Origin of the sequence: Fuscibacter oryzae, assembly GCF_016765795.1 — a bacterium.
Lineage (GTDB): Bacteria > Pseudomonadota > Alphaproteobacteria > Rhodobacterales > Rhodobacteraceae > Fuscibacter > Fuscibacter oryzae.
Genome location: NZ_JAESVP010000002.1, coordinates 362,174 through 380,887, shown reverse-complemented (window position 1 = coordinate 380,887; position 18,714 = coordinate 362,174). Strand labels below are relative to the sequence as shown.

General features: G+C 62.7%; 19 protein-coding genes. 7 read left to right on the top strand and 12 right to left on the bottom strand.

What is annotated here, in order from left to right; genetic code table 11:
- Positions 1–88: 88 nt before the first annotated feature.
- The 8 genes from hfq to dusB form a co-directional block, all read right to left on the bottom strand.
- A complete protein-coding gene (gene hfq / locus JI744_RS05100) occupies positions 89–322 on the bottom strand; it encodes an RNA chaperone Hfq (RefSeq protein WP_202658608.1) in 234 nt (77 codons plus the stop codon).
- 137 nt (positions 323–459) lie between these two features.
- Positions 460–1,974 carry a TrkH family potassium uptake protein gene (locus JI744_RS05095; protein ID WP_202658607.1) on the bottom strand — a complete coding sequence of 505 codons (1,515 nt, stop codon included), beginning with the start codon at positions 1,972–1,974 and terminating at the stop codon, positions 460–462.
- Positions 1,975–1,977: 3 nt separating this feature from the next.
- Positions 1,978–3,354: a Trk system potassium transporter TrkA gene (trkA, locus tag JI744_RS05090; protein WP_202658606.1), complete on the bottom strand. Its 1,377-nt coding sequence runs from the start codon at positions 3,352–3,354 to the stop codon at positions 1,978–1,980.
- Positions 3,355–3,419: 65 nt separating this feature from the next.
- Complete coding sequence (ntrX, locus tag JI744_RS05085) at positions 3,420–4,823, bottom strand: nitrogen assimilation response regulator NtrX (protein WP_202658605.1); 1,404 nt, start codon at positions 4,821–4,823, stop codon at positions 3,420–3,422.
- Positions 4,820–7,078 carry a sensor histidine kinase NtrY-like gene (locus JI744_RS05080; protein ID WP_202658604.1) on the bottom strand — a complete coding sequence of 753 codons (2,259 nt, stop codon included), beginning with the start codon at positions 7,076–7,078 and terminating at the stop codon, positions 4,820–4,822. The genes ntrX and JI744_RS05080 overlap by 4 nt, the downstream gene beginning before the upstream one ends.
- A 97-nt stretch (positions 7,079–7,175) precedes the next feature.
- Positions 7,176–8,540: a response regulator gene (locus tag JI744_RS05075; protein ID WP_202658603.1), complete on the bottom strand. Its 1,365-nt coding sequence runs from the start codon at positions 8,538–8,540 to the stop codon at positions 7,176–7,178.
- Complete coding sequence (locus tag JI744_RS05070; RefSeq protein WP_202658602.1) at positions 8,540–9,652, bottom strand: two-component system sensor histidine kinase NtrB; 1,113 nt, start codon at positions 9,650–9,652, stop codon at positions 8,540–8,542. The genes JI744_RS05075 and JI744_RS05070 overlap by 1 nt, the downstream gene beginning before the upstream one ends.
- Complete coding sequence (gene dusB / locus JI744_RS05065; RefSeq protein ID WP_202658601.1) at positions 9,649–10,641, bottom strand: tRNA dihydrouridine synthase DusB; 993 nt, start codon at positions 10,639–10,641, stop codon at positions 9,649–9,651. The genes JI744_RS05070 and dusB overlap by 4 nt, the downstream gene beginning before the upstream one ends.
- Before the next feature lie 169 nt (positions 10,642–10,810).
- Here dusB and ispD point away from each other — a divergent pair, with 169 nt between their 5' ends.
- From ispD to JI744_RS05045, 4 genes are read left to right on the top strand one after another with little or no spacing between them, the layout of a single operon-like run.
- Complete coding sequence (gene ispD, locus JI744_RS05060) at positions 10,811–11,461, top strand: 2-C-methyl-D-erythritol 4-phosphate cytidylyltransferase (RefSeq protein WP_202658600.1); 651 nt, start codon at positions 10,811–10,813, stop codon at positions 11,459–11,461.
- Entirely contained in the window at positions 11,461–11,940 is a 480-nt protein-coding gene (ispF, locus tag JI744_RS05055; RefSeq protein WP_202658599.1) for a 2-C-methyl-D-erythritol 2,4-cyclodiphosphate synthase, read from the top strand. Before ispD ends, ispF begins: the two co-directional genes overlap by 1 nt.
- Positions 11,937–12,437 (top strand): phosphatidylglycerophosphatase A family protein, encoded by a 501-nt coding sequence (locus JI744_RS05050; RefSeq protein WP_202658598.1) that lies wholly within the window; start codon positions 11,937–11,939, stop codon positions 12,435–12,437. Before ispF ends, JI744_RS05050 begins: the two co-directional genes overlap by 4 nt.
- Positions 12,434–12,904 carry a CinA family protein gene (locus JI744_RS05045; RefSeq protein WP_202658597.1) on the top strand — a complete coding sequence of 157 codons (471 nt, stop codon included), beginning with the start codon at positions 12,434–12,436 and terminating at the stop codon, positions 12,902–12,904. Before JI744_RS05050 ends, JI744_RS05045 begins: the two co-directional genes overlap by 4 nt.
- Positions 12,905–12,923: 19 nt before the next feature.
- Here JI744_RS05045 and JI744_RS05040 read toward each other — a convergent pair whose 3' ends face one another.
- A complete protein-coding gene (locus JI744_RS05040; protein ID WP_202658596.1) occupies positions 12,924–13,775 on the bottom strand; it encodes an alpha/beta hydrolase family esterase in 852 nt (283 codons plus the stop codon).
- Between the two features lie 20 nt (positions 13,776–13,795).
- A complete protein-coding gene (locus JI744_RS05035) occupies positions 13,796–14,284 on the bottom strand; it encodes a type II toxin-antitoxin system RatA family toxin (protein WP_202658595.1) in 489 nt (162 codons plus the stop codon).
- Positions 14,285–14,413: 129 nt separating this feature from the next.
- Between JI744_RS05035 and hpt the strand changes: the two genes are divergently transcribed.
- The 3 genes from hpt (at position 14,414) to JI744_RS05020 (ending at position 16,736) form a co-directional block, all read left to right on the top strand.
- The gene (gene hpt / locus JI744_RS05030; protein WP_202658594.1) at positions 14,414–14,962 is read left to right on the top strand and encodes a hypoxanthine phosphoribosyltransferase; all 549 of its coding nucleotides are present in this window, start codon (positions 14,414–14,416) and stop codon (positions 14,960–14,962) included.
- 260 nt (positions 14,963–15,222) lie between these two features.
- Positions 15,223–16,119, top strand: coding sequence for a c-type cytochrome (locus JI744_RS05025; protein ID WP_202658593.1), 897 nt, complete (start codon positions 15,223–15,225; stop codon positions 16,117–16,119).
- Entirely contained in the window at positions 16,116–16,736 is a 621-nt protein-coding gene (locus tag JI744_RS05020) for a glutathione S-transferase family protein (RefSeq protein ID WP_202658592.1), read from the top strand. Before JI744_RS05025 ends, JI744_RS05020 begins: the two co-directional genes overlap by 4 nt.
- Before the next feature lie 67 nt (positions 16,737–16,803).
- On the opposite strand, the gene JI744_RS05015 is transcribed toward JI744_RS05020, so the two are convergent.
- On the bottom strand, positions 16,804–17,511 hold the full coding sequence (locus JI744_RS05015; RefSeq protein WP_202658591.1) for a THxN family PEP-CTERM protein: 708 nt from the start codon (positions 17,509–17,511) through the stop codon (positions 16,804–16,806).
- Positions 17,512–17,686: 175 nt separating this feature from the next.
- Positions 17,687–18,637: a lipoyl synthase gene (gene lipA, locus JI744_RS05010; RefSeq protein WP_202658590.1), complete on the bottom strand. Its 951-nt coding sequence runs from the start codon at positions 18,635–18,637 to the stop codon at positions 17,687–17,689.
- Positions 18,638–18,714: the final 77 nt, after the last annotated feature.

Below are 18,714 nucleotides of genomic sequence, written 5' to 3'. Positions count from 1 at the left end.
CGTGCGCCTTCTGTCTCATACGCCTCAATCCCGCCGTCCTGTTCGAACGGCAGATCAAAGTCATCTTCGTCTTCTGGAAGATCGGAAATCAGTCTTCACCTTCGTAAAGGTTGACCGGCCCGCCCGGCATGATGGTGGAGATCGCATGCTTGTAAACCAGTTGCGATTGCCCATCTCGACGCAAAAGTACGCAGAAATTGTCAAACCAGGTGATGACACCCTGCAACTTGACCCCGTTGATCAGAAAGATCGTTACAGGAATCTTTGCCTTGCGGACGTGGTTAAGGAAAGCATCCTGCAAATTTTGCTTGTCGGCGGCCATCGGTTTCTTGCCCTTTTTGTCAGTCGCACGTGGCGCGCCCCCTCGCTGGTGCGCCCGAGAAACAGTATTGCGCGACCGTTTGGGGAATTCCAAGCCCAAAACAGCACTTTAGGCAGAGGTGGGGCAGCCGCGCCGCATCAGCCGCGCCATGTGTCGGGCAGGAAAAGCACCAGCACCGCCAGAATGTCCAACCGTCCCAGCACCATTGCCGCGCCCAGAACAATGCGGCCCGGCAGATCGACCATGGCCCATGGCTGCCCCAGCTCTGGCAAGATCGACACCACGGGGGCGGTGTTCGTCAGCGCGGCGATTGACATAATCATCGCGTTTTCAAAGCCTTGCCCGGTCAACGACAAAAGGCCGGTCGTGGCGGCCAGCGACAGTCCGAACAGGGTAAAGAACACCCAAGCCAAGGCCACACCCTGGCGCGCAATCTGGCGCGCGGCACCGTATTGGCCCGTTACCAGATTCGGGTGGATCAGGCGCTCCAGCTCGTCACGCGAATGGCGAAACAGCGCGACCACCCGTAAAAGACGAATGCCCCCCGCCGTCGTGGCAACACCACCACCCAGAATCGCCAGCCCCCAAAAGGCCGCCGCCGCCGCAGGCTGATGCGCCCAAGCCAGCGCCTGCGGCCAGTTCGCGCTTTCGAACCCGGTGGTTGTCAGGAAGGACAGGGCCATGAACAGTTCGCTCCACCAGGCGCGCAGCAGGGCAGCAATGTCCGCGCCCGCGCCCGCCTGTGCCGCGCCCCACCACAGGCGCAGCACGATCACCATCGGCACCACGGCCAGCAACAAGGCAGCGGCCCGCAATTCAGGGTCATGCCACAAAGGTTGCGCGCGTTGCAGCCCCAGCGCACGGGTCAGCGGCCAGCGTGACAGCGCCAACAGCAGGAAGGCGAACACCAGCACCTCGCCCGGCCACCCGGCCCGGCCCGCAGCAAGCCCGCCCACCGGCGAGATGCCAGAGGTCGAAAGCGTGGACATCGCATGGCAAAGGGCGATCAGATTGTCCTCTCCTGCCAGCAGCAACAATATCCACAGCGCCAGCGTCATCCCGGCATAAAGCGGCGCGATCCGCAGCGAAAAGCGCATCAAACGGGCACCAAACCCCGCCACCTCGGTGATCTGGGCGGCACCAGAGCCGCGCCCCGGCGTGCGGCCCGACAACACCTCCATCCCGCCAAGGTTCAGAGGCATCAGCACCGCCAGCGCCACGACAAGGATATACAGCCCCCCCAGCCAGCCCACCATCGCCCGCCACAAATGGACCGAGGGCGAAAGGTCGGGCGGCCCGAAAATCGTGGCGCCTGTGGTGGTAAAGGCCGCCAGCATGTCAAACCATGCATCGCGCAACTGCAAGCCACCGCCCTCTTCCGGCAGCATGGGCAAGGCCAGCAAGGGCGGCAGCACCAGATAAGGCAGCGCGACAGTCAGCAACTGGTGGCGCGCACCGGGCCTGCGCAGCGCCGGCCGGATCACAATGCCCAGCATCCCGGCCAGAACAAACACCATGATGGCCGCATAAACAAAGGCCCGCGCCACGCGATGGGCCTGCAAAACCTCGGCGTGAAAGGCGGGCACCAGCATCGCCAGCCCGGTCAGGACCATAAGAACCACCAGCAGTGGAAGTTCCCCAAGCCGTTGCATCGCCTAGAAAAACTCTACCGAGACTTGCAGCAGCCGCTCGACCTCTGGCACATCCTTGGTCATGGCGAACAGGGCCACCACGTCGCCCGCATCAATCCGCAAATCGCCGTTGGGCTTGGCAAGCTGATCGCCCTTCATCACGCCCCCAACCAGCACGCCTTCGGGAAAATCGATGTCCCTGATCAGCTTGCCCGCCATGGGCGAGGTGGACAGCACCATCGCCTCGATCACCTCGGCCTCGGCATCGCCGATGGAATAGATCGCGCGCACCCGGCCATGGCGGATATGGCGCAGGATCGACGAAACCGTCACGGCGCGGGGGTTGATATAGGCGTCAATGTCCAGCGGGGCCATCAGGCTGGCCAGTGTCGGGTCGTTGACCAGCGCAATCGCCATCGGGCAGCCTGCCTGCTTGGCCCGCACCGCCGCCAACAGGTTGGTGCGGTCGTCATCGGTCACGGTCAGCACGGCATCGGCGCGGTCAATCGCCGCCTCGTTCAACAGATCAAGGTCCATCCCGTCGCCCAACAGAACGATTGTTCGGTTAAGGCCATCGGCGGCTGCTTCGGCCCGTGGGCGATCTTTCTCGATGATACGGGCGCGGACGCGCTCGGTGCGGCGTTCCAGCGTGCGCGCCACCTCCAGCCCCACGTTGCCGCCCCCGATGATAATCACCCGCTCTTGCCGTTTTGATTTCTTGCCAAAGGCCTCCAGCGTGCGCTCCACATCCGCCGAATGGACAAAGACGTAAATCTGGTCGCCCGGCAACAGCAGGTCGCGCGGTTCCGGGGCATAGAGGTTGTCCTGCCGCCGGATGCCCACCACAATGGCGCGCAGGGTGGAAAACAGCTCACTCAGATGGCGCAGAGGGGTCATCAGAACCGGGCAATCTTCGGTCAGTTGAATGCCCAAGAGTTGCGCCTTGCCGCCCATGAAGCTTTCAGTATCGAACGCCGCCGGGGCCGCGAGACGTTGCAACGCAGCTTCGGCCACCTCGCGCTCTGGGTTGATGATCACGTCGATCGACAGATGTTCGCGACGAAACAGATCGGCATAGGCATCGGCCTGATAGGACTGCGCCCGAATGCGGGCAATCTTGCGCGGCACCGAAAACACCGAATGGGCCACCTGACAGGCGATCATGTTCACCTCGTCCGACTGGGTGGCGGCAATGATCATGTCGGCATCACGCGCACCGGCGCGTTCCAGCACATCGGGGTGGCTGGCATGGCCATGAACCCCTTGCACATCAAGGGTTTCGGTCGCCCGATGCACAAGATCGGCGTTCTGGTCGATAACCGTGACGTCGTTCTTTTCGCCGGAAAGGTGGCGGGCAATCTGCCAGCCAACCTGCCCCGCACCGCAGATGATCACCTTCATCGAACACCCCGTCGGCCTGTCGGCCCTTGCATGTCAGATCAGGGCAACCCGGTCAACCGAGCGCCCTATTCCTCATCCCCCTCATCCTCAGCCTCATCACCGCGCCCCTTGGCCGAGGTGACAACGCCCAAAGATTTCAGCTTGCGGTGCAGCGCGCTGCGTTCCATCCCGACAAAGCCCGCCGTTCGGCTGATATTGCCACCAAAGCGGTTGATCTGGGTCAGCAGATATTCGCGTTCAAACACCTCGCGCGCCTCACGCAGTGGCAGCGTGGCCATGCCGCCGCCCAGCACCAGCTTGCCGCCCGTCTCGGTCGCCATTTCCTGACCGGGCAGTTCGCGCGCTTCGATCAAGCCGCCGGACTCGCCCAGGATCAGCACGCGCTCGATCACGTTGCGCAACTGGCGGATGTTGCCGGGCCAGGACATGGTTTGCAGCATGGCCTCGGCCTCGGGCGTCAGATCGCGCAGGGGCAGGCCCTGACTGCGGTGAAACCCTTCGATGAAATAGCGGGTCAGTTCGGGAATATCCTCGCGCCGTTCCTCCAGCGCGGGAACCGGGATCGGCACCACATTCAGGCGGTCGTACAGTTCCTGCCGGAAGCGGCCGGCCTGAATTTCGGCGCGCAAATCGCGCGTCGTTGATGAAATCACCCGCAGATCCACCCGAACTTTGTCGGCACCGCCCGCCCTTGTGAACTGTTGTTCGGTAAGAACCCGCAGGATTTTTGATTGCGTGCCGGGCGGCATGTCAGCCACCTCGTCAAAATAGACGATACCGCCATGGGCCTGCTCCAGCAGACCCTTTTCCACCCCGCGTTCTGTCGTTTCGCGGCCGAAAAGAACCTCTTCCATCCGTTCAGCTTCAACCGTCGCGGACGAAACCGACACAAACGGCCCCGAGGCGCGGTTGGAATGGGTGTGGATGAAGCGCGCGGCCATCTCTTTGCCCGACCCGGCCGGGCCGGTCAGCATCACGCGACCGTTCGACTTCGTGACCTTTTCAAGCTGCGATTTCAGTGCCCGGAACGCGGGCGACGACCCGAGCATATCGGTTGTCACCCCGTCCCGCCGCCGCAGGTCGGCATTCTCGCGCCGGAGACGGCTGGCTTCCATCGCGCGGGAAACCACCACCATCAATTGATCGATGTTGAACGGCTTTTCGATAAAATCATAAGCGCCCTGCTTGATCGCCGCGACCGCAATCTCGATGTTGCCGTGGCCCGAGATGATGACAATCGGAATATCGGGATTGTCGCGCTTGACGGTTTTCAGGATGTCGATCCCGTCCATCCGGCTGTCTTTAAGCCAGATATCCAGAATCATCAGCGCCGGGGGCTCGGCGTTGATCGCCTCCATACATTCGTCGGAATTGGCGGCAAGACGCACGGCAAAGCCCTCGTCCCGCAGAATATCGCCGATCAGTTCGCGAATGTCTTTTTCGTCGTCGGTAATCAGGATGTTGGTCATGACTCTGCCTGGCCTCCGCCGGTTCCATTGCGGCCTGCGCGCCGGCGGGTCAGCCGGGGCAGCCGGATTACAGCCATCGCGCCGCGATGGTCGTTGCCGTCAAAGGCGGGCGCATCCTCTAGAGTCAGCGTCCCGCCATGTTCTTCGATGATCTTCTTGACGATGGGCAGGCCAAGGCCCGTGCCTTTTTCGCGCGTCGTCACATAGGGTTCGAACAGCCGCGCCCGATCGGGTGGCAGGCCGATGCCATTATCGGCGATGGTGATTGTCGCGCCATCGCCATCGGTCAGCATTTCAATGCGGATTTCAGGCACAAGACCCGGCGTGGCGGATTTTTCCTGCAAGGATTCAATGGCTTCCCCGGCGTTCTTGATCAGGTTTGTCAACGCCTGACCAATCATCGTGCCGTCGATCTCCAGCACGACCGGCTGGCTTGGCAGCGCCTTGCGAAAGGTCACGCCGGGCTGGCCGTTTTCCTGCAACATGACCGCAGCGCGGACCAGTTCGACCAGATCGGCCTCTCTCCGGTCGGGTTCGGGCATACGGGCGAACTTGGAAAACTCATCAACAATGCGGCGCAAGTCATTGGTTTGCCGTATGATGACGTCTGAAAGTTGCTCCAGCTCTTCCGGCTCTGCCACCTCGCGGCGGAACTTGCGCTTGATGCGTTCTGCCGAAAGCTGAATCGGCGTCAGCGGGTTCTTGATCTCATGCGCGATGCGCCGCGCCACGTCCCCCCAGGCGGCCATGCGCTGCGCGCTGACCAGATCGGTCACATCATCGAATGCCACCACATAGCCTTCGACCCGGCCGCCTTCGGTCCGGCGCGGAGTCATGCGGACCAAAAGGCTTTCCAGCTTGCCCTGACGGGTCAGTCGAATCTCTTCCTGCACAGCGCCCTGCCCTTCGCGCAAGCGCTCGAACAGATCGGCGAACTCTGGCACGGTCTCAACGATTGGCTGATCCGTGGCGCCCGACATATCCAGCAACCGCGCCGCCGCCCGGTTGGAAAAATCAATCCGGCCTTCGGCATTCAAGCCGATCACCCCGGCGGTGACGTTGGACAGCACCGAATCGAACAGACGCCGCTGGCCTTCGGTCTGGCGGTGGTTCTGCATCAGCGCCTCGCGCTGGCCATCCAGTTGGCGGGTCATCTGGTTGAAGATGCGGCCAAGGGTGGCAATTTCGTCATCGCCCTCTTCCTCGACCACCTGCACCGCCAGATCGCCCGCCCCCACGCGCCCCGCCGCCGCCGCCAGCCGCCCGATCGGGCGCGACAGGCGTTCCGCGAACCACAGGCCCAGCCAGACGGCCGCCAGCACAAGGATCAGCGCAAAGCCCAGATACAGCAGGCCAAAGTTGAACAACACCCGGCCGCGCTCTGCTTCTAGCTGTTGATACAGCGCGACGGTCTGCTTGGTGTCATCCAAGAGTGACAGCAGTTTGCCATCCACCGTACGCGAGACATAAAGATAGCGGTCGGCAAATGCATCCAGATGGACAATGGCGCGGAATTCGTCATTCGCCCAATCCTCGATGATCACGGTTTCGCCCGCCTTGGCGCGGGCAATCTGGTCGGGCGTAGGTTCATCGAAATTGAACAGATACGACCGTTCACCGCGGGTTTTCAGATCTCCGCCGCCGTCGATCAGGAACACCTCTTTCAGCCCGCGCTGCACCGATGCCTGGCCTTGGGTCAGCACCGGGCGCACATCGCCGTCTGACAGGAAAAAGGTCGATTGCTTGGCCACGTTCAGATAGGCGGCCAGCTTTTGCGCGTCTTCGGTCAGCGCGGCGGTATGTTCGCCCTCATAAGCCTGAGCGGCGGACAGGGAAGAGCCTACCACGTTACGCACCCGGTCGGAAAACCAGCCCTCCAGCCCGATGTTCAGGTTCAGCACGGCAAAGACCGCGACCAGAATCGTCGGCACCAGCGCCACGAAGGCAAACACCCCGGTCAGCCGCAGGTGCAACCGCGACCCGGCAGATTGCCGCCGCCGGTCGGCCACCATCCGCATGACACGCGCCAGAATAAGAGCCGCGACCAACAGGACGTAAACGATGTCGGCCAACAGCACCAAGCGCAGCGCGCTCGACTCGGCACCCAGATTTGCCGGACCCAGCGCAAAAAACGTCAGCAGCGCCAGCGCCGGGCCCATAAGCACCAGCAGAAAGGTCAGCCCGGTTTGAATCCGACGCTGCCGCCGCAGGCGCGTCAGACGCAGCCAGGTGCTGCTGCGGGCGCTCGACACCACCAGAAAGACCCCCCAAAACCTGCGGGGGGCTGTGCCCGGCCCGCAACATCATAACGCCAATTGCCCTGTCAAAAAGGACACGGCTGATGTTGCGCTTTTACATCAACTTGCGCCGCCGTGTCACGCGGATATCCAGATCGGTGATCTTCTTGCGCAAGGTATTGCGGTTGATCCCTAGCAAATCGGCACATCTGGCCTGATTTCCGCCAGTTGCGTCCAGCGCAATCTCGATCAGCGGTATCTCCATTTCGCGCAAGATGCGGTCATAAACCCCCGCTGGCGGCAACTGTCCGCCGTGCAGGTCGAAATAGCGGCGCAGATGGCGACCGACCGAGGCAGACAGCTTCTCGCCCTCAACCCCTCCGCGCTGGGGCGCGGCCGGGGTGGCGGCACCAAGGGCTGCCTCGACCTCGGACTTGGCAATCTCTGGTTCCGTCGCGGTCACCATCAGACGGCGCAGCATGTTTTCCAACTGCCGCACATTCCCGGGCCAGGGATGCGCCCGCACCAACGCCATCGCGTCAGATGACAGGCGCCGGGTCACACCCATCTCGCGCTCTCCGCGGGTCAGGATGTGGTCGGCAAGCAGGGGAATATCCTCGACCCGTTCACGCAGCGGGGGAACGGCGATGGTGACGCCGCCAAGGCGGTAGTACAGATCCTTGCGGAACTTGCCGCCCTCCATCTGTTGCGCCAGATCGGCTTGACTTGTGGCCATGATGCGCGGGCCCTGTTCGCCCATCACATCCAGCATCCGCACCAGACGGGCCTGGGCGTCATCATCGAAATCGGCCACTTCATCCAGCACAAGGCTGCCGCCCTTGGCCTTGGCCAGCAGGGTGGAAATGCCATCCACGCCGGCCAGGTCGGCCGCCTGAGCCACGACAAACGGCTGACCGCGACGGTCGGAAAAATCGTGAATTGCCCGCGCGATCAGCGATTTTCCGGTGCCCGATTCGCCGGTGACCAGCACCGGCAGGTCAACATTCATCACCCGCGCGACAAGGCGGTACAGCGCCTGCATCGCCGGCGTGCGCCCCACCAGCGGCAGGTCTTCGGCCTGCTGGGCGGGCACCGGATCGGCCTTGGGTGCGTGGCGCTTGATTTCGAGCGCGCGGGCCGAGCGTTTCATCAGGTCGGGCAGGTCAAAGGGTTTGGGCAGATAATCGAACGCCTCGGCCTCGGCGGCCTGAATCGCGGTCATGATGGTGTTTTGCGCCGAGATTACGATCACCGGCAGGCCGGGCCGCATCCGGGCAATCTGCGGCAGCGCTTGCAAGCCATTGCCGTCGGGCATGATCACGTCAGAGATCACCAGATCGCCCTTGCCCTCTTCAACCCAGCGCATCAGCGTCATTAGGCTGCTGGTGGCATGCACCTTGCAGCCCGCGCGGGTCAGTGCCTGGGTCAGAACGGTGCGGATGGTGCGGTCGTCATCCGCGACCAGAATCGTGCCATCCATCAGCGTTTCTCCTTACTGTTCGTGGGGGTCGTGTCTTTTGGGGCGACGGGCAATGAGACGCGGAACACGGTGCGTCCGGGCACCGAGTCGACCGAGATCCAGCCTTCGTGGTCGTTGATGATCTTTGACACCAGCGCGAGGCCAAGGCCCGTGCCGTTTTCGCGGCCCGAGACAAAGGGTTCAAAGATATCGGCGGCGATGTCGGGCGGAATGCCGGGGCCATCGTCGATGATTTCAATGGTCAGCGGCAGAAAGGCGGGCGGGCCCTCCTTGCGGCGCAGGCGCAGCGCCTGATCGTAAAAGCTGCGCAGGCGAATGGTGCCTTGGCGGCCCGCCGATGCCTCTGCCGCGTTCTTGATCAGGTTCAGGAACACCTGCATCAACTGATCGGGGTCGGCCCAGGTGGGCGGCAGCGAGGGGTCGTAGTCCTCGACGATCAGCATATGCGCGGCATAGCCCATTTGGGCCGACTTGCGCGCCCGGTCCAGCGCGTCATGCACGTTGACCGCGCGGCGTTCGGGCGGGCGGACATTGCCGAACTGTTCTACCTGTTCCAGCAGCTTCACGATGCGGCGGGTTTCTTCAACGATCAAATCGGTCAGCTCGCGATCCTCGGGCGTGAGGCCCATCGAAAGGAGTTGCGCGGCCCCTGAAATGCCCGCCAGCGGGTTCTTGATCTCATGCGCCAGCATTTCCGCCATGCCGATCGCCGATTTCGCGGCAGATTTCATCTGAAGCGCGCGACCCATGCGGTCGGCCAGATCGCGGGGATGCAGCAGCAGCATCACCATCTCTGGGTTGTCGTGCATGGGGGCGACCTGCACGTTGCATTGCACCGGCGGGCGTTCGCCGGTTGTCACATCGACATCGTTGATGAACAGCGTCGCCTGATTTTTGCGCGCCCGGTCCAGCGCCTCGTCCATCGGGGCGTCGATCAGGATGCGGTCGAATGCAGGCTGGCCGCGCAACATGCGGACCGAGGCGTTGAGGAAGGTTTCCCCCGCCGGATTGACCTCGGCAATCAGGCCTGCGCCGTCGATCAGCACCGTGGGGATCGGCAGCGAGGCCCAGATGACACCGGGCACCGGATAGGGCGTGCGATAGGCCGTCATGCCGCCGCCTCTGCCGGCTCAAGGAAGGCCTGTTCCAGCAGGCGGATCACCTGCGCCGGGTCATCCCCGGTCTGAATGGCGTGACGCAGGGTTTCGGCCCCCGCGGCTTCCAGATACCAGCCCAGATGCTTGCGGGCGATTTTCAGGCCCAGTTCGGTGCCGTAAAACGACAGCATCGCCTGATAATGCCCAATCACCAGATCGGCCAGCGCCGCGCCTTTGGGTGCCACGGGCGCAGGCGTACCGGTCAGGTCATGGGCAATCTGCGCCAGTGCCCACGGGCGCCCCTGCGCGCCGCGCCCCACCATCACGCCATCGGCGCCCGATTGCGCAAGGGCGGACCGGGCCGTGGCGCTGTCGATAATGTCGCCATTGGCGATCACCGGAATGGCCACCGCCTGTTTCACGCGGGCAATCGCGGCCCAATCGGCGCTGCCTTTGTAGAATTGTACGCGCGTACGACCGTGGATGGTGATCATGCAGACCCCCTCACCCTCGGCCATGCGGGCGATGTCGGGGGCGTTCAGGCTGTTTTCATCCCAGCCCAGCCGGGTTTTCAGCGTGACCGGCACCTTCACCGCGCCGACCACCGCCGCAATCAGCGCCTGCGCCAGCGCCGGTTCGCGCATCAGCGCCGACCCGCAGGCGCCGTTGCCACCCGCCTGCGTCACCCGCTTGGCCGGGCAACCCATATTGATATCGATGATCTGCGCGCCCTGCCCTTCGGCATAGCGCGCCGCCTCGGCCATCAGCGCCGGATCACGGCCCACCAGTTGCACCGAGGTTGCCTCTTCGCCAAACCCCAGCTCGGCCCGCGCGCGGGCCAGCGGGCGGCCATGCAGCACCTCTTCCGACGCCACCATTTCCGAAACGACCAACCCCGCGCCAAAGCGCGCCACCACCTGCCGGAAGGGCAGATCGGTGATCCCCGTCATCGGTGCCAGAATCACCGGGCAGCGGGGCAGAAGGGCGAAAATGTCGTGCGTCATGATGATCCTTTAGGCTACTCTGACCGGAGGGTGTAACGGCTGTGCGGCAACAAGCCTCAAAATATGCCCGAAATCCGTGCAATGCACAATTATTAGGCATTTATGCCTGTTCCCTGGCCAGATTGTCACCGGGCCGATCCGGCAATAACAAGGGTAGGAAGGAGATGCCATGCACCAGACCGCTGCCCTAATCGTCGCCGCAGGCCGTGGCACCCGCGCTGGAGGCGAGTTGCCGAAGCAATGGCAGATGCTGGCCGGACAGCCGGTGGTGGCCCATGCACTGGCCGCCTTTGCCGCATTTCGCCGCGTACTGGTGATCCATCCAGATGATCGCGCGCGGGCCAACGCCATCGCAGGCGATGCCGTGATCGTTGAAGGCGGGGCGACGCGCGATGCTTCGGTTCTGGCGGGCTTGCGGGCCTTGCAGGGAATGGGGGTTGCCCGCGTGCTGATTCATGACGGCGCGCGGCCACTGGTGTCGCAGGCCGTCATCGCGCGGGTTCTGGCCGCGCTGGACCATCACCTCGCAGCCGCCCCCGCAGTTGCGGTCAGCGATGCGTTGTGGACGGGCGAGAACGGCCTTGTCACCGGCACCCGCGACCGCACCGGCCTTTACCGCGCGCAAACCCCGCAGGGATTTCGCTATGACGCCATTCTTGCGGCCCACCTTGCCCATAAAGGCGGCGCTGCCGATGATGTAGAGGTGGCGCGCGCCGCAGGGCTTGACGTTGCCATCGTCGAGGGCGACGAAGACAATATAAAGCTGACATGGCCCGCCGATTTCGTGCGCGCCGCGCGGCTGTTGAAGGGACGGGACTGATGGATATGCGGCTGGGCAATGGCTATGACGTTCACGCCTTTACGGGCGGCGACCACGTCTGGCTGTGCGGTGTAAAGGTGCCCCATGACAAGGCGCTCTTGGGCCATTCCGATGCCGATGTGGGCATGCACGCCCTGACCGATGCGATCTATGGCGCGCTGGCCGAGGGCGACATTGGCCGCCACTTCCCCCCCAGTGACCCGCAGTGGAAAGGGGCCGACAGCCGCATTTTCCTGGCCCATGCGGTGGAACTGGCCGCCGCCCGTGGCTATCGCCTTGCCAATTGCGATGTGACGCTGGTCTGCGAACGCCCCAAGGTCGGCCCGCATGCCGAGGCGATGCGCGCCGCATTGGCCACGATCATGGGGGTTGAGGTGCATCGCGTTTCGGTCAAGGCCACCACCTCGGAACGCCTTGGCTTTACCGGACGAGAGGAAGGCATCGCTGCGCAAGCGACCGCCCTGCTGGTGCCGGCATGACCCGCCTGCTGGCCATCTTTTTCGGCGCGGGCCTGCTGCGCCCGGCACCCGGCACCTGGGGGTCACTGGTCGCCGTGCTGCTGGGCTGGGCCGTCTGCCGCTACTTCGGCGCGCCGGTCTTGGTGGCACTGACGCTGCTGGTGACAGCTCTGGGCTTTTGGGCCATCGGCGTCGAATTGCGCGACCGCCCCGGCGATGACCCGTCCGAGTTTGTCATTGATGAAGTGGCGGGCCAGTGGATCGCCCTTCTGTTCCCGGCGCTGGCCTTTTGGTGGCGCGACTTTGACGGCTGGCTGCCCTGGCCCGCGCCGGTGTTCGCCTTTTTGTTCTTCAGGCTGTTCGACATCTGGAAGCCCGGTATCGTGGGCCGTGCCGACGCGCGGGCCGACGCGCCCGGTGTGATGCTGGATGACCTGTGGGCGGGGCTGTTTGCGGGTATCGCCACAATTGTTGCGGCGGCGCTCTATCATGTTCCCATGATGATGGGGGGGCAATGACCCCGGCGCAGATTCTTCAGGCTGCCCGGCAGCGGGGGCAGACCATCGCTACCGCCGAAAGCTGCACCGGTGGAATGGTGGCCGTGGCGCTGACCGATGTGGCGGGTTCATCCGATGTGTTTGACCGAGGCTTTGTCACCTATTCCAACGACGCCAAGGTTGCGATGCTGGGCATTCGCCCCGAATCCCTTGCCGCCCATGGCGCGGTGTCAGAAGAAATCGCGCGTGAAATGGCCGAGGGGGCGCTCGACCACTCTCTTGCCACGCTGGCCGTATCGATCACCGGCATCGCCGGGCCGGGCGGATCGGAGTTCAAGCCAGAAGGCCGGGTGTGCTTTGGCCTTGCCCGCAAAGGCCGGGCCACAGAGACCGGGACGGTTGAATTTGGTGCCATCGGCCGTGACAAGGTGCGCCACGCCGCGCGTGACCATGCGCTGTCGCTGTTGGCGGGCGCCTTGGCACTTTAACCGCGCAGCCCACCCGATACTACCGCATCTGCGCCTTGAAAAAAGCGATCACGGTATCGCTGGCGTCCAGCGCCTGATCCTCTGCCCGCCTGCCACCCGGCCATTCGTGATCGCCCCCTTCGATGGCAATCAGCACCACTTCTTCATGCCCGCCTTTGCTCCAAGCCGTGCGAAGGAAATCATAACCGTCCGCAGTCCAGCTTTTGTGGCCCATTTCCATCGCCCCGAAAGGCGCGCGGAAATCGGCCAGAACCGCCTCGACCGGGGAGAAATCGGTCTGGGTCAGGCTACTGTCACCGGGGCCGCCGCCAAAGGGCACCATCGGATCAGCGGTGCCGTGAATGTGCAGCAGAGGCACCGGCCCGCCGACGCGCAGGTGGCCCGCATCCATCGTGCCCGAAACGCTTGCCACCCCCGCCACCCGGTTCGCACGCCGCGCAGCATAGGTCTGTGCCATCATCGCGCCGTTCGACATGCCGGTCAGGAAGACCGGACCAGAGGCGCCATGTTCTTGCGCATCGGCGATCACGGCATCCAGAAAGGCGATGTCATCGACCCGCTCTCGCTGGGCGGCAGCACAGCAATACCCGGCGTTCCAGGTTTTCAGCTTGCCCGCCCGCCCGCCGGTTCCCGCAGGTAGCGCCACCGCAAAACCCGCCGCGACAGCGCTTTGCGCGATATACGACACGCGGTCGAACTGCGCCGGGTTGCCCCCACCGCCATGCAGCGCCACGATCAAGGGCACCGCCGCGTCCCCATCGGGACGGGCAAAGAGGTAATATCGCCCATCTGGCAGCGTCACCTCTTGCAAGGGCTGCGCATGGGCAGACACGGGAAGCCACAACAGCAGCAACAGAACCGTCAGACGCATGGCAACCCTCCGTTTGCCAGTCATACGCCGGTCTTGCCGCCTTCCGTCGCGCCATACAGAGCGCGGGCCCGCGCCTCGAATGCCTTGACCACGCGCTGCATCGCCTCGTTGAAGACGATGCCGATAACGCGGCCCAGAATGGCGTTGCGAAACTCGAAATCGACGGTAAAGCTGACCTCGCAGCCACCATCTGCCCGGTCGGCAAAGGTCCAGACCGATTTAAGATGCTTGAACGGCCCGTCGATATATTCGGTCAGGATGCGGTTTTCGCCGGGCAGCAGCGTGACGCGGCTGCCGAAACTTTCGCGGAAGACCTTGAAGCTGATCACCAGATCCGCCTCCATCACTTCGCCACGTTCGTGGGGGCCACCCTCAATCGGCTTTCTCGACCGGATGCGCGCCGCCGCCGTCCAGGGCAGGAACTCTGGATAGCGCGCAACATCGCCGACCAGAGCAAACATCTGGTCGGCGCTATAAGGCAGAATCTTCGTTTCGGCGTGGTGGGGCATCGCAACCTCTTTTCCCGCCCTTTTGACTGCGGACGGCGAAGTTTCAAGGGGAGAGATTGGCGAAAGGTTTCATCTTTTCAAACCGGGCCATTCGTCGCACAAATCTGACGCCGCCAGACGGAGACAGCAATGCCCGACCGCCCTTATGTGATCGACCAGATGATCAGCGCGAAATCCATCGCCGCCCGGGTCGAGACGCTGGCCACCACCATCACCCGCTACTATCAAGACACTGACAAGCTGATCGTCGTGGGCCTGCTGCGCGGCAGCTTTGTCTTCATCGCCGATCTGGTGCGAGAGATTGATCTGCCAGTCGAGGTCGATTTTCTGGAAGCCTCGTCCTATGGCGATGCCATGCATTCCAGCCGCGAAGTGCGCATTCTGAAAGACCTGCGCGGCGAGATTGCGGGCCGCGATGTTCTGGTGGTCGAGGATATCGTGGACACCGGCTTTACCTTGCACCACGTCAAGAACCTGCTCTTGTCGCGCGGGCCAAAGCGGCTGGAGGTTTGCGCCCTGTTGGACAAACCGACGCGCCGCGAGGTCGAGATCAAGGCCACCTGGACCGGCTTTGAAATTCCCGATGAGTTCGTCGTTGGCTATGGCATTGATTTTGCACAGCGCAACCGCAACCTGCCCTATATCGGCAAGGTGCGGTTTACCGACGCGCCCGCATGATACCCAGCCTGACCTGGTTGCTGCGGATGTCGCGCTGGTCGCGCCATCCACCTTCTGCACGGCGTGTTGCCATTGTTCTGAGTGTCGTGGCGGCCTGCCTTGTGTTATATGTCATAGAGCATCTGTTTGGTTGGCCACGCTGGGCCACCGTAAACCGCCTTCCGCGGTAATTCGCTGCATTTAGCCCTGACCAAAAAGTCAGCTTTACCTCTGGTTGCGTTTGTCTAGCTTGTGCCGGAAATCTGGCCGGGAGATGAAAAATGCGGCGTCTTGGATACGCCCTTGTGGGCATGGCATTAGTGGGCTTTGCGGCCTACCTGCTGATCAGTGCCCCTCAGGTTCGACAGTCACAAGACATCGCTTCGGTTCAGGGGGACGCTACTCGCGGTCAGGTTGTTTTTACTGCCGCAGGTTGCGCGTCTTGCCACATGGCACCCGATGCCAAGGGCGACGCGCAGCTGGTTCTGACAGGTGGTCAGGCCTTTCCTTCCGCCTTTGGCACATTCATCGCCCCCAACATCTCTCCCGATCCGGTGGCGGGCATTGGCAAGTGGTCGCTGGATCAGTTCTCTCATGCGGTGCGGGATGGCGTTTCGGCCACGGGCGAGCATTTGTTCCCCGCCCTGCCCTATGGCGCATATCAGCACATGACCGGGCAGGATCTGGCAGACCTTTGGGCCTATATCGGCACGCTGCCGCCCTCTGCCACGCCGTCAAAACCGCATGAGGTGGGCTTTCCCTTCAACATCCGGCGCAATGTCGGTATCTGGAAACGCCTGTTCCTGAACCGCAACTGGGTCTTGACCAACGCGCCAACCCCCGATCTGGAGCGTGGCCGCTATCTGGTCGAGGCGCTGGCCCATTGCGGCGAATGTCACACGCCGCGCAATATGCTGGGCGGGCTGGATACCGCGCGATGGCTGGGCGGGGCACCCAACCCGTCTGGTCAGGGCACCATCCCGAATATCACCCCCGGTGCCCTGAAGTGGTCTGAGGATGAGATCGTGGAATATCTGACAACCGGCACGACGCCCGATTTCGACACGGTTGGCGGCCATATGGCCCATGTGGTGGACAACATGGCCAAGCTGCCGGAAAGTGACCGCAAGGCGATTGCCACCTACCTCAAGTCTGTTCCAGCCGTTGTGCCACCATGATCCTGATTGGCCAGTATGATAGCCCTTTTGTTCGCCGCGCCGCCATTCCTCTGGCGCTATACGGCCTGCATTATGATCACCGGCCCTGGTCGGTGTTCAGCGATGCCGACAATATCCGCCCGCTGAACCCGCTGACCCGCGTTCCAGTTCTGGTGCTGGAGGATGGCGAGGTGCTGATCGAAAGCTCTGCCATTCTGGATCACATTGATCAGCTTGTGTCGCCCGAAACCGCGCTGATCGCCCGCAGGGGTGCCGCGCGGCGGGCCTGCCTGCGCGTCATGGCGCTGGCCTCTGGCATTTCTGACAAGGCGGTCGGTTTGTTCTACATTCGTGTGCTGCATGAGGCGCCATCGCCGGTGCTGATCCAGCGCAGTCAGGCACAGATTGCCGATGCCATGGCCATGCTGGAGGCCGAGGCGCCGCAATCTGGCTATTGGTTCGGCGACCGGTTGTCCCATGCCGATATTGCGGTGACTGCATCGCTGACCCATGCCGTGGCGGCGCATCCCGATCTGATACGTCTGGCCAGCCACCCGCGCCTTGCAGCACTTCATGGCAGGTGCGAGGGGCTGGAGGTCTTCGCCCGTCTGTCGCAGCCGTTCATTCCGCCAGCCTGAATTGAAAAGGCCCCCGACAGCAATGCGGGGGCCTTTTCGAAGGTAAAGACGCGCGGGCCGGTGGCGATCAGGCCTTGCGGCGCAAACCTGCGGCGCGCAGCCCCAGCAGGGCAGCCCCCAGCAACACAGCCGAAGCTGGCAGCGGAACGGGCGAGACCGGCGGCACGTCATTCAAAGTGGTGAAGCGGCCAACCAGATGCGCGGTGTTGTTCTTGTTCTCCTCGGTCGAGAAGAACGAGACCGGTTTACCCAATTCGTCAAGGAAACCGTCCAGCTTGAAGGTGAACTCAAGACCGTCGATATTGACCGAGTCATAGGCGCTGGCCAGCGTGTCAAAGTTCACCCGGTCGTTACAGCAGTTGCCGCCTCCGACGTTCGGTGTTTCCACATGGGTGAAGAGATAGCTCGCCGAAAGCGGACGCAACACACCATCGACCATCAGGTCAAAGGTCAGGTCCAGACGCGCCCAACTCAGCGTACTCCCCAGAATCGGAAAGTTCTTGTGGGTGAACAGGCCAAAGTCAAAGGGTTGGTCCTGAACCAACACCGAAGGGGCGAGGGCCGCATCAAAGGAATACCCGCTAAGCGGGTTTCCCTGCCACGAGGTGCCCCAGTTAATGTCGCTGGTTCCGACACCCGTCGGCGATTGATTGTTTGTAAGTTGGCCAGCACTCCAGATTCCAGAAATCGTGGTCAGCGAAACCTGGGCCGCCGTTGCCACATTTGCTGCAAGAATGAAGACTGCCGTCGTAATAACACTGCTCAGTTTTTTCATTTTGGTACTCCGCTCCACAAAGAAAAATTATCACTCGTTCCAGATACTTGAGCGGACAATATATAAAGGATCCGGAGGAAAACCTCCAGAGCCAGCACGATTTTCAGGCGAAATTATGTCTTTTTTCAGCCAGAGGATGAGCTGACTGCGGCGAGATCAACCAAGAGAGCAGGAATCACGCCCGCCCAAGTGTTGCCAGTCTTGCAGCGCGCAACCGGGCGAAGTCCTCTCCGGCATGATACGAAGACCGGGTCAGCGGCGTGGCAGAGACCATAAGGAACCCCTTGCCCCAGGCGGCGGCCTCATAGGCCTGAAACTCGTCAGGCGTGATGAAGCGCGAAACGGCATGGTGTTTGGGGGTCGGTTGCAGATATTGACCCACCGTAAGGAAGTCGACATCGGCGCTACGCATGTCATCCATCACTTGCAGCACGCCCAGACGCTCTTCTCCCAAGCCCACCATTATACCCGATTTGGTAAACAATGTCGGGTCCAGTTCCTTAACCCGCTGCAACAACCGCAGCGAGTGGAAATAGCGGGCGCCGGGGCGGACCTCGTGGTACAGGCCCGGTACGGTTTCAAGGTTGTGGTTGAACACATCGGGCCGCGCCTCGACCACCTTCTCCAGCGCCTCGGGTGGGCATTTCAGGAAATCCGGCGTCAGGATTTCAATGGTCGTGCCGGGGCTGCGGTGCCGGATCGCGCGGATGGTCTGGGCGAAATGCTCGGCCCCGCCATCGTCAAGATCGTCGCGGTCCACGCTGGTGATGACAACGTGGTTCAGGCCAAGTTCGCTGACGGCATGGGCCACGCGGCCCGGTTCGAACGCATCCAGCGCGTTGGGTTTTCCCGTGGCCACATTGCAGAAGGTGCAGCCGCGCGTGCAGATCTCGCCCATGATCATCATGGTGGCGTGGCCCTGGCTCCAGCATTCGCCGACATTTGGGCAACCCGCCTCTTCACAGACGGTGACCAGCTTTTTCTCGCGCAAAATATCGCGGGTCTTGCGGTAGCCGTCCGAGGTCGGGGCCTTGACCCTGATCCACGACGGCTTTTTCGGCTGTGCGTTATCGGGGCGATGCGCCTTTTCCGGGTGACGCTGGTCTGGCAGCTTGAGGTCGCGCAATCTATTTTCCCCCTGACCGAAATCCCTTGAACAGATATGCTGACCGCAGCGCGAAAGCAATGATCGCGGCCCTGTTC

Coding starts and splice junctions, on each gene's coding strand:
- ntrX (WP_202658605.1), bottom strand. CDS start 4,823: ATGACCAACATCCTGATTACCGACGACGAAAAAGACATTCGCGAACTG.
- ispF (WP_202658599.1), top strand. CDS start 11,461: ATGGATATGCGGCTGGGCAATGGCTATGACGTTCACGCCTTTACGGGC.
- JI744_RS05095 (WP_202658607.1), bottom strand. CDS start 1,974: ATGCAACGGCTTGGGGAACTTCCACTGCTGGTGGTTCTTATGGTCCTG.
- JI744_RS05045 (WP_202658597.1), top strand. CDS start 12,434: ATGACCCCGGCGCAGATTCTTCAGGCTGCCCGGCAGCGGGGGCAGACC.
- trkA (WP_202658606.1), bottom strand. CDS start 3,354: ATGAAGGTGATCATCTGCGGTGCGGGGCAGGTTGGCTGGCAGATTGCC.
- hfq (WP_202658608.1), bottom strand. CDS start 322: ATGGCCGCCGACAAGCAAAATTTGCAGGATGCTTTCCTTAACCACGTC.
- JI744_RS05050 (WP_202658598.1), top strand. CDS start 11,937: ATGACCCGCCTGCTGGCCATCTTTTTCGGCGCGGGCCTGCTGCGCCCG.
- JI744_RS05040 (WP_202658596.1), bottom strand. CDS start 13,775: ATGCGTCTGACGGTTCTGTTGCTGCTGTTGTGGCTTCCCGTGTCTGCC.
- dusB (WP_202658601.1), bottom strand. CDS start 10,641: ATGACGCACGACATTTTCGCCCTTCTGCCCCGCTGCCCGGTGATTCTG.
- JI744_RS05070 (WP_202658602.1), bottom strand. CDS start 9,652: ATGACGGCCTATCGCACGCCCTATCCGGTGCCCGGTGTCATCTGGGCC.
- JI744_RS05025 (WP_202658593.1), top strand. CDS start 15,223: ATGCGGCGTCTTGGATACGCCCTTGTGGGCATGGCATTAGTGGGCTTT.
- ispD (WP_202658600.1), top strand. CDS start 10,811: ATGCACCAGACCGCTGCCCTAATCGTCGCCGCAGGCCGTGGCACCCGC.
- JI744_RS05020 (WP_202658592.1), top strand. CDS start 16,116: ATGATCCTGATTGGCCAGTATGATAGCCCTTTTGTTCGCCGCGCCGCC.
- JI744_RS05015 (WP_202658591.1), bottom strand. CDS start 17,511: ATGAAAAAACTGAGCAGTGTTATTACGACGGCAGTCTTCATTCTTGCA.
- JI744_RS05075 (WP_202658603.1), bottom strand. CDS start 8,540: ATGGATGGCACGATTCTGGTCGCGGATGACGACCGCACCATCCGCACC.
- JI744_RS05035 (WP_202658595.1), bottom strand. CDS start 14,284: ATGCCCCACCACGCCGAAACGAAGATTCTGCCTTATAGCGCCGACCAG.
- hpt (WP_202658594.1), top strand. CDS start 14,414: ATGCCCGACCGCCCTTATGTGATCGACCAGATGATCAGCGCGAAATCC.